Below are 13,551 nucleotides of genomic sequence, written 5' to 3' on the forward strand. Positions count from 1 at the left end.
CAGCTTGCCGGCACGGCGAAGGCCCCGGGACGGAATCCCGGGGCCTTGTGGACGACGACGCTTCGCCCTCGCATTGTGGACGAATAGTGACGCTCAGGACTCGTCGAGCCCGGTGGCCCTCTGAACGGTCAGGTCGTCGGTCTTCGTGAGCTCCTCGACGTTCACATCCTTGAACGTGATCACCCGAACCTGCTTCACGAAACGGGCAGTCCGGTACACGTCCCAGACCCACGCATCCTGGAGGGTCACGTCGAAGTAGACTTCGCCGTCCGCGGACCGCGGCTGCACGTCGACATTGTTGGCCAGGTAGAAGCGCCGCTCGGTCTCAACCACGTAATTGAACAGGTGGACGACGTCGCGGTACTCCCGATAGAGCTGTAGCTCCATGTCGGTCTCGTAGTTCTCGAGGTCTTCTGCGCTCATCTTTCCTCCCGGTAGATGTCCATTGTGCCCCAGTTCCGGCACGTCCGCCGCCCAGCGCACGGCCGCGTCGGCGACGGCCTCAGATGAGCCGCCAGGAGCGTCGGTGATTCTCGCTGGGGCCGTGCGCGCGGATCGCGTCCCGGTGGTGCTCCGTGCCGTACCCCTTGTTGGCGTCCCAGCCGAAGTGCGGTTCGGACTCGTGCCGCTGGCGCATCAGTTCGTCACGCTCGACCTTCGCCAGGACCGAGGCCGCCGCCACGGAAAGGCACGTCATGTCGGCCTTCACGCGGGTCGTCACGGGCGGCACCGCGCTTGCCGGGCCGCCGTCGAACTGGTCGCTTTCGAACAGGCTGGCCTGCCGCCGCGGCGTCAGCCAGTCGTAGTTGCCATCAACGAGTACGACATCGGGGCGCTGGCTGCCGCTGGCGGCCTCCAACGCGCGCCGGCCGGCGAGACCCGTCGCCGGCATGATGCCGAGCTCGTCGATTTCTTGGGGGCTCGCGTGGCCCACTCCCCAGGCCGCTGCCCAAGCCATGATGGAGCCGATGAGGTCCACGCGCGCATCCGGCCGCAGCAGCTTGCTGTCGCGAACGCCGGCGAGCAGGCCGGCCGCCGCCGGGTCGATGACGACGAGCCCGACGGAGACCGGGCCCGCCAGCGCACCGCGCCCGACCTCGTCGCAGCCGGCGACCCAGGGGCCGTGCAGCGTGGCAAGCCGGGTCTCGGCCGCGAAGTCGGGGGCCGGTCGCGTCACTCCGGCTCCCCGGCGCTCACGGCGTCGAACACTTCGTGGTGGCTGTCGATCACGCCGAGCCGGTCGACGGGCCAGGCGATAACGGTGGCCTTTCCTTCGACGTCTGCGAGGTCGATGAATCCGGCGCCGCGCTCGTTGTGGAAGCGCGAATCGGCGGAGGCGTTCCGGTGGTCGCCCATGACCCAGATCTTCTCCTCAGGGACCGTTACCGCGAAGGGCACGTCGCTCGGCGCGGCCCCCGGGGCCACATAGGACTCGTCGAGGGGTTCGTCGTTGACCTCGACACGCCCGTCGGCATCGCAGCACACGACGACGTCGCCGGGCATGCCGATGACCCGCTTAACCAGATGCTGGTTGGCGGGATCGGGCACGAGCCCGACGAACTTGAGGACGTCCTGCACGACGTTGGTCTCCGGTTCCTCCGTCTCGCCCAGCCAGTCGAGCTCGTCGCGGAACACGACGACGTCGCCACGCTCCAGCTCGAAGGGCCCCGGCACCATGAGGTTGACGAAGATCCGGTCGTTGATCTCGAGGGTCGGCTCCATCGAACCGGACGGGATGTAGAACGCACGGAAGAAGAACGTCTTAACGACGAACGAGATGACCAGCGCCGCGCCGACGATGAGCAGGATCTCGCGCAGCCATGCCCATTTGCCGGAGCCGTGCCGGCTGCGCCCGCCGGACGACCTCTCTTGATGCTTCGTCACTGGTGTCCTTCCACCGTCCATTCCGTTCTGGGCCGCGGCCCGCCGCGAGAGCGGAACCGTGGAATCAGGGCTCGAGTCCGATTCGACTCAGAGGCCACACAACATTGTCTACCCTGCCGAGCACCCGATCCGCCGGAATCATGCCTCCGCCCGGCGCGCCGAGCAGGGCTCGCGAGTCTGCCGAATTCGAACGGTGGTCTCCCATGACCCAGATCCGGCCGGCGGGGATCGTCACGTCGAACACGACATCGCTCGAAGTGTCCCCGGGACGCACGTATGGCTCGTGCAGGGGCGACCCGTTGAGCTCGAGCAGCCCGTCGGCGTCACAGCAGCTCAGGCTGTCTCCCTCGACGGCGATCACGCGCTTGACGAAGTAGTCGCCGTTGCCCGTCAGCCGCATCGACTTCAGGAGTCCGTCGATCGGGTTGGCGGACCGGTAGGGAACCAGCGTCCCCGCCCCGTCGAAGACGACGACGTCGCCTCGCTCCGGCATCCCGTCGTAGGCCGTTCGATCGACCAAGAGTCCGTCGCCGGGCTGCAGCGCCGGTGTCATGGACTCCGACGAGATGTAGAAGAAATCGACCAGCGTGGCGCGCAGGATCAGCGCGGCCACGGCTCCGAACAGGAGGACGGGGATGACGAAGCGCCAGCCCCGCGGACGGGACCGGCGCTCCGGGTGCCCCCGGCCGGAGCCGGGGGCGGGGGATACTCGCGTCAAGTCGCGCAGTGCCTTACTTGGCACCCTTGAAGTCGCGCTTCTCCTTGATGCGTGCAGCCTTGCCGTGGCGGTCGCGCATGTAGTACAGCTTGGCGCGGCGCACGTCGCCGCGTGCGGCGATCTCGATCTTTTCGATCACCGGGGAGTGCACCGGGAAGGTGCGCTCCACGCCGACGCCGAAGGACACCTTGCGGACGGTGAAGGTCTCACCGACGCCGGCACCCTGGCGGCCCAGGACGTAGCCCTGGAAGATCTGAACACGGGTGTTCTTGCCTTCGATGATGTTCACGTGCACCTTGACGGTGTCGCCCGGGCGGAAGTCCGGAACGTCGTTGCGCAGGGTAGCCGCGTTAACGGAATCGAGGATGTTCATATCGCTGTTCTCCTAGGTGGACGCCGCAGGTCCCCCACCCTTCGAGCGGCAGAGCGGCCGGGCACAATGGTCTCGGGAATGCTCGTGCCGAAGTGAAGTTTCCGGCCACGTGTCGGGTGGCCGGTCGTCTGGCTGTTGGCCCGATCCCCCTGCGGCAGGAGAGGACCCAGCAGACACAAGTAGCTATTATTCCATATTGTTCAGGGCTTTTCGACTGCGCGCACGCCGTCGGTTCCCACTTCGTAGCCGCATTCGGCCAAGACGGCGCGGTCGCCCTTGTCGAGGGACTCCGGTTCGAGCGCGAAGATGAGGTCGGGGCGTCGCTCGGCGGTGCGGCGGAATTGCTCGTCGCGGCGCCAGCGGGCGATCTTCGCGTGGTTGCCCGAGAGCAGCACCTCCGGGATCGGCCGCTCATTCCACTCAGACGGCTTGGTGTAGACCGGGTACTCGAGCAGGCCGTCTGAATGCGACTCCTCCACCAACGACTCGGGGTTGCCGACCACGCCGGGGATGAGCCGTCCCACGGCCTCGACCATGGCGAGGACAGCGACTTCTCCCCCGTTGAGCACGTAGTCCCCGAGGCTGACCGGTCGCACGTCGAAGTGCTCCCGGGACCACTCCACCACACGTTCGTCAATCCCCTCATAGCGCCCGCAAGCGAAGACCAGGTGGTCCTCCTCGGCGAGATCGTAGGCCATCCGCTGGTTGAAGACGGCCCCGGCGGGCGAGGGAACGATCAACACGGGACGCTTGCCGCCGCTGCGGGGCTCGGCAGATTCGCGGATACCTGTCAGCACCTCGGACCACGGACCGGCTTTCATGACCATGCCCGCACCCCCGCCGTAGGGAGTGTCGTCGACCGTCCGGTGACGATCGTGGGCGTGGTCGCGCAGGTCGTGCACGTTCACGTCCAGCAGGCCGTCGCGTCGGGCTTTGCCGATCAGGGACAGGTCCAGCGCGGCCAGGTATTCGGGGAAGATGCTAACGACGTCGATGCGCACCTTAGCTCCCTGCCTCCGGGTCCTCGGGCTGGTTCAGTTCCAGCAGGCCCGCGGGCGGAGTCATGAGGACGTGTCCCGCCTCGAGGTCCACCTCGGGGACGATTTCTTCGACGAACGGTACGAGCGCGTCCCCGCCGGAAGTCAGCTCGATTTCGAGGAGATCCTGCACGTCGCCTTGGCGCAGTCCGCTGACCGTGCCGATCCGCTCGCCGTCGACGAGGGCGGCCAGGCCGACGAGGTCGTGCGCGTACCACGCGTCGTCGTCGACCGGCTCTTCTTCATCGGTCTCCACGAAGAGCTTGGCACCGCGCAGCGCCTCGGCCGCGTTGCGGTCGCCCACCTCGGCGAAGGCGAGCAGCAGGATCTCTTTGTTCCAGCGGGCCCGGGAGACGGTCAGGGTTCCAGCAGACTCGGGCTCGACCTCGAGCACGACGCCGGGCACGAACCGCTCCTCGGGGACGTCGGTCATCACCTGAACCGTCACTTCTCCGCGGATGCCATGCGGCTTTCCGATGCGTGCCACCTGCAGGCGCATGCTGTCTCCTCATCGTGGATGGTGTGCTGCCTGCCAGTGCAGGCTGCGCAAATATTCTAGCGAGAAACGAATGAGGGTCCCGCGTCCGAAGACGAGGGACCCTCAATCGCACTGCACAAGCTGGCTACCGCCCGTGCCGACTCCTGGAGTCAGCGCCGACGATCGGTGTCGACCACGTCGACCCGAGTCGGCTGACCACCGGCCAGCGCGGCGACGACAGTGCGCAGCGACTTGGCCGTGCGCCCTTGTCGGCCGATCACCCGCCCGAGGTCGTCCGGGTGGACCCGCACCTCGAGCATGTCACCGCGGCGGTTCTCCTTCGAGGAGACCTCCACGTCATCGGGCGAATCGACGATTCCGCGCACCAAGTGGTCGAGGGCTTCTGCCAGCATGACTACTCAGCCTCGGTGGACTCAGCCTCAGCGGCGTCAGCGGCCGGGGCCTCAGCCTTGGCGGCCTTCGGGGTGGTGGCCTCCGGAAGGATGACCGACTCCTTGTCGGGAGCAACGAAAGCTTCCTTCGGAGCCTTGGTCCGCAGGGTGCCTTCCTGGCCCGGCAGGCCCTTGAACTTCTGCCAGTCACCGGTGATCTTGAGGATCGCGGCGACCTGCTCGGTCGGCTGGGCGCCGACGGAGAGCCAGTACTGAGCGCGCTCGGACTGGACCTCGATGAACGAGGGCTCCTCGGTCGGGTGGTACTTGCCGATCTCCTCGATGGCACGGCCATCGCGCTTGTTGCGCGAGTCCATGACGACGATGCGGTAGTACGGGGCGCGCATCTTGCCGAAGCGCTTCAGACGAATCTTAACGGCCACTTTTGTGGTCACTCCTGTTTCATTAAGGGGGCGAACCGCACACCTCTGCACCGTGGGGACAGTCCATAACGAGTGGGTTCTAAGGACGAGATGCACACGCGGAGAGAGGGGCCACGTGGATCAAGTACCCCGCCATTATGTCAGAGACGCGGCCTCGACGCGAATGAAGCCGACGTCGCGCGCCGCACACTCATGAGCCCTCGGGGAACGAGCGCCGGGGCCACCTGACCTACTTGAGGAACTTGTCGAAGCCCTTGGGCAGCGCCGACGGATCGAGCTCCTTGGGAGCCTGCCCGAAGGCGGCGCCACTCGGGAGGCTCGTCTTCTTCTGCGACTGCTCTTTGGCCGCCTGCGCCGCCTTGGCGGGGTTGCCGAACTTCTGCTTCTTCTTCCCCTTGCCGACCTGCTTCTTGCCCTTGGCCCCACCACCGGGCATGCCGGGCATGCCGCCGCCGGAGGCCATCTTCTTCATCATCTTCTGGGCCTGGCTGAAGCGCTCCATGAGCTGGTTGACCTCTGAGACGTGCACGCCGGAGCCGCGGGCGATACGGGCACGGCGCGAACCGTTGAGAAGCTTCGGCGCGACCCGCTCGTGGGGGGTCATCGAGCGCACGATGGCCTCGATGCGGTCGATCTGGCTCTCGTCGAACTGCTCGAGCTGCTGCTTCGAAATCGCCGCACCGGGCATCATCGAGAGCATCTTCTTCATCGAGCCCATCTTGCGGACCTGCTGCATCTGGGCGAGGAAGTCTTCGAGCGTGAAGTCCTCCTGGTCGACGAACTTCTGCGCCATGCGCTCGGCTTCGTCCTTGTCCCAGGACTTCTCCGCCTGCTCGATGAGCGTGAGGATGTCGCCCATCTCGAGGATGCGGCCGGCCATGCGGTCCGGGTGGAAGACCTCGAAGTCGTCCAGACCCTCACCCGTCGAGGCGAACATGACCGGCTTGCCGGTCACGTGCGTCACGGACAGGGCCGCGCCACCGCGAGCGTCGCCGTCGAGCTTGGAGAGGACCACTCCGGTGAAGTCGACACCTTCGTTGAACGCCTGCGCGGTGTTGACCGCGTCCTGACCGATCATCGAGTCGATCACGAACAGGACTTCGTGCGGGTTGATGGCGGCGCGGATGTCCGCAGCCTGCTTCATCATCTCCTCGTCGACGCCGAGGCGGCCGGCGGTGTCAACGATCACGACGTCGTGCTGCTTCTGGCGCGCCTCGGAGACACCGTTTCCGGCGACAACCACGGGATCGCCCGTGGCCTCCTCGAACTCGCTCGAGACACCCGGGTGCGGAGCGTAGACCGGCACGCCGGCCCGCTCTCCGTTGATCTGGAGCTGCTTGACCGCGTTCGGGCGCTGCAGGTCGCAGGCCACGAGCAGCGGGGTGTGCCCCTCCGACTTGAGGTGCTTGGCGAGCTTTCCGGCGAGGGTCGTCTTACCGGCACCCTGCAGGCCCGCGAGCATGATCACGGTTGGCGGGTTCTTCGCGAGGTTGATGCGGCGGGTCTGCCCACCGAGAATCTCGACCAGCTGCTCGTTGACGATCTTCACGACCTGCTGGCCCGGGTTCAGCGACTGGCTGACCTCGAGGCCCAGCGCGCGCTCCTTGACGCGACTCACGAAGGAGCGGACCACCGGCACCGCGACGTCGGCGTCCAACAGGGCACGTCGGATTTCGCGGACCGTGCCGTCGACGTCGGCCTCGGTGAGGCGGCCTTTGCCACGGAGATTCTTGAAGGTGGCTGTCAGGCGGTCGGAGAGTGAATTAAACACGTGAGCCGAAACTTCCTTCGATCGTGCAGTCGGTGGCGGCGGATCCGCCGGATTCGACTGCCTAGCCTATCAATTTCCACCACGGCTCTCTGACGTCGCCCCGGCGTCGGGACAAAGAGCACACGACGACGGTGGCTCGCCTCCCCCGCGGGAGGCGAGCCACCGTCGTCGTACCGGATGAAGTGAGCGCTTAGAGCGCGGCATCCCCGCGTTCGCCAGTGCGCACGCGCACGGCTTCGTCCACGGTCACGACCCAGACCTTGCCGTCCCCGGCGCGGCCGGTATTCGCGGTCGCGACGAGGACATCGACGATGTCGCTCGACCATTCGTCTGAGACGAGGACCTCGACGCGGGCCTTCTGCAGCAGATCCACGGTGTACTCGGCACCGCGGTAGACCTCGGTGTGTCCGCGCTGGCGGCCGTAGCCGCTGGCCTCGGAAACGGTCAGCCCCTGCACGCCGTAGCTCTCGAGGGCGCCGCGGATGGCGTCCAGCTTGTCGGGACGAACGATGGCAGTCACGAGTTTCATGCTTGTGCCTCTTCCTTGCTGAATTTCAGGTGGCCGGAGGTGGCCGGGTGCGGAACGAAGCCGGAGGACTTGGTGCCCAGGCCGCCGAACTCGTAGCCGGTCTCAGCGTGCTCGGCGAAGTCGATGCCGGCCTGCTCGTCCTCGACGCTGATCCGGAAGCCGACGGTCTTGTGGATCGCGAGGCCGATGACAAGGGTCACGATACCGGTGTAGACCATTGCGACGACGGCAGCCACGATCTGCGCCCAGAGTTGGGCGAGTCCCCCGCCGTAGAAGAGGCCGGTGTCGAGGGCGATGAAGCCCAGCGCCAGGGTGCCGATGAGGCCGGAGACGAGGTGGACGCCGACGACGTCGAGCGAGTCGTCGTAGCCCCACTTGTACTTGAGTCCCACGGCGAGGGCCGACGCGACACCGGCGACGATGCCCAACGCGATAGCGCCGAGCGGCGACACGTTGGCGCAGGCCGGGGTGATGGCGACGAGGCCGGCGACGACACCCGAGGCGGCACCCAGCGACGTGGGCTTACCATCGCGGACGCGCTCGGTCAGGATCCAGGCGACCATTGCGGCGGCTGGCGCGACCATCGTGTTGACCCAGATCAGGCCAGCCTCTTCGGCCTCGGCTGCTGCGCCGCCGTTGAATCCGAACCAGCCGAACCACAGCAGGGCTGCGCCGAGCATGACGAACGGGATGTTGTGCGGGCGCTGGCCCGGGTCGCGGCCGAAGCCCTTGCGCTGGCCGATGATGAGCGCGAGCACGAGCGCGGCGACGCCCGCGTTGATGTGGACGACCGTTCCGCCCGCGTAGTCGATGGCCTCTCCGGCCCAGCTGCCGATGGCGCCGTCCTCGGAGAGGAGACCGCCGCCCCAGACCCAGAAGGCCACGGGCGCGTAGACCAGAGTGACCCAAACTGGAACGAAGACGATCCAGGCGGTGAACTTGGCGCGGTCGGCGATCGCGCCGGAAATCAGGGCGACCGTGATGATCGCGAACGTCGCGCCGAAGCCGGCGCCGATCAGGTCTTCTGTACCGATGATGGCGGACATTCCGAACTGCGTGAACGGGTTGCCGAACAGTCCGCCGACGTCCTCGCCGCCGCCGGACATCGAGTGGCCCCAGAGGACCCACACGACGGCGGTAATGCCAAGTGCGACGAAGCTCATCATCATCATGTTCAGGACACCCTTGGCGCGCGTCATGCCGCCGTAGAAGAATGCCAGTGCGGGGGTCATGAGCAGCACGAGTGCCGAGCAGACCATCATCCAGACTTGAACTGCATTGAGTTCCATGTCCGTCCTCCTGTGGTTTGAAAAGGTGCAAGCGATCTCTCGCCTTGCCTTCAAGACAACAGGAGTCGTGTTTCGCGTCTCAGGCCCGCCTGTTTCGCATCGGTTACGGCAATGGCGGCCACGTAAAAAGCACGCGGCCGCCATGTAACAGGGATGTTTCCCGATGTTTTTCGCCGGGGTTACCGATTCCTCTTCTCCCCCGCGTGTCCGGCCCGCCCGGGCCGCCTTCTTGCTGTCGTCAGTTCTCGAGAAGCGCGTCGACGAAGTCCTCGACGACGAACGGGGCCAGATCGTCAGCACCCTCGCCGAGCCCGACCAGCTTCACGGGCACGCCAAGTCGACGCTGGATCGCGACGACGATGCCGCCCTTCGCCGTGCCGTCCAGCTTGGTCAGCACGATCCCCGTGACGTTGACGACCTCTGAGAAGACCTTGGCCTGATTGAGGCCGTTCTGGCCCGTGGTCGCATCGAGCACGAGCAGTACTTCGTCGACCTCGGCCTGTTTCTCGATGACGCGCTTGATCTTGCCGAGCTCGTCCATCAGCCCGACCTTGTTCTGCAGGCGACCGGCGGTGTCGACCATGACGACGTCGACCTCCTGGTCGATGCCCGCCTTCACAGCCTCGTACGCGACCGACGCCGGGTCGGCACCGTCGACGTCGCTGCGCACGGTGGGTACGCCCACCCGCGCACCCCACGTCTGCAGCTGCTCGGCGGCGGCGGCGCGGAACGTGTCGGCGGCGCCGAGCAACACGTCCTTATCCTCCGCAACGAGCACGCGCGCCATCTTGCCGATCGTCGTGGTCTTGCCCACGCCATTGACGCCGACGACCATGACGACGGCGGGTCGGTCCCCACGGCGGTCGGAGGCGACGCTGCGGTCCATCGACGGGTCGATCAGTTTGGTGAGTTCTTCGCGAAGCATCGACCGGACGCCCTCGGCGTCACGGTGGCCCTCGATCTTGACGCGTTCACGCAGGCTGTCGACGAGTTCCGTCGTCGCATCCGTGCCGAGGTCGGCCAGAAGCAATGTCTCCTCGATGTCGTCCCAGACGTCGTCGTCGATCTTGTCCTGGCTGAGGAGGACGAGCAGCCCCTTGCCGAGGGCGTTGTTCGATTTGACCAGCCGCGCGCGCAGCCGAGCGAGACGACCGAGCGCAGGCTCGGGGACCTCGATCCGCGTGGCGGGTTCGGCGGCCGCTTCCGGAGCTTCAGCCTCCGCGACCGGCACCGGGGGCGCTACGACGTCGGACTCGGCAGCATCCGTGGCGGTCGCCCCGCCGGTGGGCGCGGGATCGTTCTCGTCACGGGGCGAGGTGTAGGTTCCGGGTTTGGTCTTCCGGCCGCGCAGCAGGAAGGCCACGCCTATGCCGGCACCGATCAGAACGACGGCGGCGATGACAATGATCAGACTCAGTTCAATAGGCACGCCCACAGCTTAGTCAAGTTGCGTGCGCTCGTCGTATTCTCGGCGGCCCTAGAATGTACGTGACATGACGATTAAGAGCCCAGCGGTCGAAAAAGAGAGCATTCCGAGCGAGATCAAGGTCCTCATCGGGGCCGCGTTCGTCATCGCGATCGGTTTCGGCATCATCGCGCCGATCCTCCCCCAATACGCCTCGAGTTTCGATGTGACGACCGCGGCAGCCGCGTTCATCGTCAGCGTCTTCGCCCTGACCCGCCTGCTGTTCGCGCCGCTCTCCGGTCGCCTGACAGAGAAACTCGGCGAGCCGATCGTGTACGTCGGCGGCGTGCTCATCGTCGCGTTCTCGACGATCCTCGTCGGCCTCGCGCCGAACTACGAACTACTCCTCCTCTTCCGCGCACTCGGCGGAATCGGGTCGACGATGTTCACGGTCTCCGCCATGGCACTGATCGCCCGACTCGCTCCCCCGACGATTCGCGGCCGCATCTCCGGGTTGTACGCCGGCGCATTCCTCATGGGCAATATCGCCGGCCCCGTCGTCGGCGGGCTTCTGGCGACTTTCGGCCACCGCCTGCCTTTCTTCATCTACGGCGGCGCGCTGGTCATCGCGGCCGCCTTGGTCCACTTTTCACTGGCGCGCGTGCGCCGTCGCGCCCTCGCGTCGGGCCAGGACGACGCCGGCGACGCCCGCCCCACCGGGCTGAGCGTGTCGGAGGCGCTGGCCTCACCAACTTATCGCGCGGCGCTCGTGTCCGGGTTCGCGAATGGCTGGACCAACTTCGGAGTGCGGGTGGCGATCGTGCCGCTTTTCGCGGTTTACGCTTTCGGCCAGTACGGCACGGCCATCGCCGGCATCTCTCTGGCGCTCTTCGCCGCCGGAAATGCCGTGACGTTGACGTTCTCTGGTCGGCTGACGGACCGCTACGGGCGGCGCTGGCCGGTCATCATCGGACTGACGGTCGGTTCCATCTCGATGGGCTTCCTCGGTCTGGCGGAGAGCGTGCCCCTGTTCATCGTCCTCTCCGTAGTGGCCGGGGCCGGAATCGGCGTCATGAATCCCGCCCAGCAGGCAGCTGTCGCCGATGTGGTCGGCCAGGGGCGGAACGGCGGTCGTGTGCTGGCCACGTTCCAGATGTGCACCGATTTCGGTGCCATTCTCGGCCCGGTCGTGGCAGGGCTGCTCGTCGACCAGATCGGTTACGGGTGGGCATTCGCGGTGGGTGGTCTCCTCGGTATGCTGGGCGTCGCCGCCTGGGCGCGCGTTCCGCGACCGTCCGAAGACCCCGTCGTCGCCGAAGACCGCAAGCAGTCGTAGCGGTGCAAAGGACACGCTCGGTCCTATGAGTGGTTCTGAGGTTCGTCCTGCGTGTGGGGTCCAGACGGGCCCGCGCCGGTGCGGCGCGGGGAGTGCTCGCTTTAGCGGCCGGTCAGACAGCTCTTCGGTTTCCGCCAGTCGGCGCTGGCGGCCCCGGCGGGTCGTTCCCGCCGCTGCCACCCCCACTGTCGCCGGCCCTGCTACTGCCAGGACCGGGTCCGTGCACGCTTTGCGCGTTTCGGTTGGGCGTGGTCTTGCTGGCGTGGGCGGTGAGGATTCTGGCCCGTTGCCGGGTGTGGGAGGTCGCGGCGGGTACGAAGGTTCCGCCCGGGTCCAGCCAGGGCGGTGCTTTGACCTGGACAATGCCGTTTCGCATTCGGATTTCCCAGCCGGACTTGTCGAGGCTGTGGTGATGGTGCCAGCAGAGCAGGACCCCGTTCTCGATCGTGGTCTTCCCACCCCGAGCCCAGGGACTCACGTGGTGGACTTCGCACCAGGCGGCCCGGATCGTGCAGTTCGGGATCACGCATCCGCCGTCCCGGGCCGCGATCGCCCGGCGCTGGTGCCCCGTGAAGGTGCGTTCCTTCGCGCCGAGGCCGATGATGCGGCCGTTGTTGTCGAACACGACTTTCTGCACGGCCCCGGTACACGCGGTGCGGTGGGCGACCCGCGACGAGACCGGCACATCGATGCCCTCGAGTTGGGCGTAGCCCTGCGGATCGAGCAGGTCAGCAGTGTTCACGTGTACGAGCAGGGTGGCGGTGTCACCGCCGAGGTGTGGGGTCTCTTCGCAGCGGGACGCTGCCTGGATCATGGTCATGAGGATGTCGTGGCGCTTCTGCGCCGCGGTGCGACCATCCAGCACCGGAGCCCCGGTGGTTGCAGCAGTGGTTGCGGTGTCCGTGTTCGAGCCAGGGCCAACAGTCTCGTCGCCGGCCGTCTCGGGGCAGGTGCCGGTGCCGGTGGTGCGGGCGGCGGGGTTCGAGTGGGCGTCGAAGACGCGCTGCAGGTGCGCGGCGACTTCGGGCAGCAACCACCCAGTCAACGGCACCAGCCCGTCCTTGGGTGAACCGAGCGTGAGCGAGCGTTTGCTGTGCGCCCGTTCCTCGGCCGGGTCCGGGCCGTCCTCATCCAGGCAGGCACCCCACTGGTGGGCGAGCTTGAGCATCTGCGGGTAGCTCAACGCCAACCCCTCATCCGGGACCACCGCATCCGCAGGATCGCCTGCCAGGTTATCTGGGTTAGTGGGGCCCTCTGAGTCGGCGAGATTATCAGGAGTATTCGCGGTGCTGTCCTGTTCAGCCTGGGCCTGCCGGAGCAGCCGGGCCGCCAGGGCGCCGGTGGCCGCGTCCACGAGTTCCGCCTCGGCCTCGGCCAGCATCGCCGGGTCCGCACGCCGGGCGACCTTGTTCAACATCCCCGTCACCAGGGCCGCGGTCTCCGGATCAATCAGGCCCTGATGCAGGGCGGCGGCCACGTGCGGGAACTTCGGCTCCACCGGCGCACCGCTCACGCTGAACGCGGGGCGGGTGTCGGTGTCCAGGGCGATCCGCTTCTTGAGCTGCCCGTACGACAACCGGGTGAGGCGCTGGAGCAACTCGACCTCGGTTCGGCACCCCAACCGCGCCGAGAGTCGGTCCTCACCCAACGATTTCTCCGACCGCACCGCGACCTCACCAGCATTCCGGATTCGGAACGCGTCCAGGTGCCGGCCGGCGGATTCTGCTGCGCGGGTGCCCAGGATCAGTGCCTCGTCATCCTGTCCGGCGATGGCATCCGGGGCGCCGGCAAGGACCACGGCAGCCACACGCGCCCGGTCCGCCGGCGAGAGACCGGCGTACGTTTCCGGGTTCAACAGGAGGGCTGCTTCCATGAACCAATACTAGTACAAAACTT

At 66.9% G+C, this 13,551-nt stretch carries 15 protein-coding genes; 1 reads left to right on the forward strand and 14 read right to left on the reverse strand.

The genetic code is table 11. The annotated features are described in order from the left end of the window. Positions 1-93 precede the first annotated feature (93 nt). From EV380_RS05460 to ftsY, 13 genes are all read right to left on the reverse strand, one after another. The gene (locus EV380_RS05460) at positions 94-423 is read right to left on the reverse strand and encodes a DUF2469 domain-containing protein (protein WP_130449868.1); all 330 of its coding nucleotides are present in this window, start codon (positions 421-423) and stop codon (positions 94-96) included. Positions 424-502: 79 nt separating this feature from the next. Next, complete coding sequence (locus EV380_RS05465; protein ID WP_130449870.1) at positions 503-1,177, reverse strand: ribonuclease HII; 675 nt, start codon at positions 1,175-1,177, stop codon at positions 503-505. Beyond that, a complete protein-coding gene (lepB, locus tag EV380_RS05470; RefSeq protein ID WP_242607513.1) occupies positions 1,174-1,884 on the reverse strand; it encodes a signal peptidase I in 711 nt (236 codons plus the stop codon). Before lepB (EV380_RS05470) ends, EV380_RS05465 begins: the two co-directional genes overlap by 4 nt. 64 nt (positions 1,885-1,948) lie before the next feature. Continuing rightward, positions 1,949-2,602, reverse strand: coding sequence for a signal peptidase I (gene lepB, locus EV380_RS05475; protein ID WP_130449874.1), 654 nt, complete (start codon positions 2,600-2,602; stop codon positions 1,949-1,951). A gap of 13 nt (positions 2,603-2,615) precedes the next feature. Further along, on the reverse strand, positions 2,616-2,975 hold the full coding sequence (gene rplS / locus EV380_RS05480; RefSeq protein ID WP_102157539.1) for a 50S ribosomal protein L19: 360 nt from the start codon (positions 2,973-2,975) through the stop codon (positions 2,616-2,618). 200 nt (positions 2,976-3,175) lie between these two features. Beyond that, the gene (gene trmD, locus EV380_RS05485) at positions 3,176-3,976 is read right to left on the reverse strand and encodes a tRNA (guanosine(37)-N1)-methyltransferase TrmD (RefSeq protein ID WP_130449876.1); all 801 of its coding nucleotides are present in this window, start codon (positions 3,974-3,976) and stop codon (positions 3,176-3,178) included. A gap of 1 nt (position 3,977) precedes the next feature. Then, positions 3,978-4,511 carry a ribosome maturation factor RimM gene (gene rimM / locus EV380_RS05490; protein WP_130449878.1) on the reverse strand — a complete coding sequence of 178 codons (534 nt, stop codon included), beginning with the start codon at positions 4,509-4,511 and terminating at the stop codon, positions 3,978-3,980. Between the two features lie 149 nt (positions 4,512-4,660). Further along, positions 4,661-4,903: an RNA-binding protein gene (locus EV380_RS05495; protein ID WP_102157542.1), complete on the reverse strand. Its 243-nt coding sequence runs from the start codon at positions 4,901-4,903 to the stop codon at positions 4,661-4,663. A gap of 2 nt (positions 4,904-4,905) precedes the next feature. After that, positions 4,906-5,325: a 30S ribosomal protein S16 gene (rpsP, locus tag EV380_RS05500; protein WP_102157543.1), complete on the reverse strand. Its 420-nt coding sequence runs from the start codon at positions 5,323-5,325 to the stop codon at positions 4,906-4,908. A 229-nt stretch (positions 5,326-5,554) separates the two neighbouring features. Further along, positions 5,555-7,096: a signal recognition particle protein gene (ffh, locus tag EV380_RS05505; RefSeq protein ID WP_102157544.1), complete on the reverse strand. Its 1,542-nt coding sequence runs from the start codon at positions 7,094-7,096 to the stop codon at positions 5,555-5,557. A 190-nt stretch (positions 7,097-7,286) separates the two neighbouring features. Continuing rightward, complete coding sequence (locus tag EV380_RS05510; protein WP_102160602.1) at positions 7,287-7,625, reverse strand: P-II family nitrogen regulator; 339 nt, start codon at positions 7,623-7,625, stop codon at positions 7,287-7,289. After that, entirely contained in the window at positions 7,622-8,914 is a 1,293-nt protein-coding gene (locus tag EV380_RS05515) for an ammonium transporter (RefSeq protein WP_102160603.1), read from the reverse strand. The genes EV380_RS05510 and EV380_RS05515 overlap by 4 nt, the downstream gene beginning before the upstream one ends. 238 nt (positions 8,915-9,152) lie before the next feature. Continuing rightward, the gene (ftsY, locus tag EV380_RS05520) at positions 9,153-10,343 is read right to left on the reverse strand and encodes a signal recognition particle-docking protein FtsY (RefSeq protein ID WP_130449880.1); all 1,191 of its coding nucleotides are present in this window, start codon (positions 10,341-10,343) and stop codon (positions 9,153-9,155) included. A 64-nt stretch (positions 10,344-10,407) separates the two neighbouring features. Between ftsY and EV380_RS05525 the strand changes: the two genes are divergently transcribed. After that, positions 10,408-11,655 carry an MFS transporter gene (locus tag EV380_RS05525; RefSeq protein ID WP_130449882.1) on the forward strand — a complete coding sequence of 416 codons (1,248 nt, stop codon included), beginning with the start codon at positions 10,408-10,410 and terminating at the stop codon, positions 11,653-11,655. 112 nt (positions 11,656-11,767) lie between these two features. Here the strand turns inward: EV380_RS05525 and EV380_RS05530 are convergent, their stop codons facing one another. Further along, the gene (locus EV380_RS05530) at positions 11,768-13,528 is read right to left on the reverse strand and encodes an HNH endonuclease signature motif containing protein (RefSeq protein WP_130449884.1); all 1,761 of its coding nucleotides are present in this window, start codon (positions 13,526-13,528) and stop codon (positions 11,768-11,770) included. Positions 13,529-13,551: the final 23 nt, after the last annotated feature.

This window comes from Zhihengliuella halotolerans, assembly GCF_004217565.1.
Lineage (GTDB): Bacteria > Actinomycetota > Actinomycetes > Actinomycetales > Micrococcaceae > Zhihengliuella > Zhihengliuella halotolerans.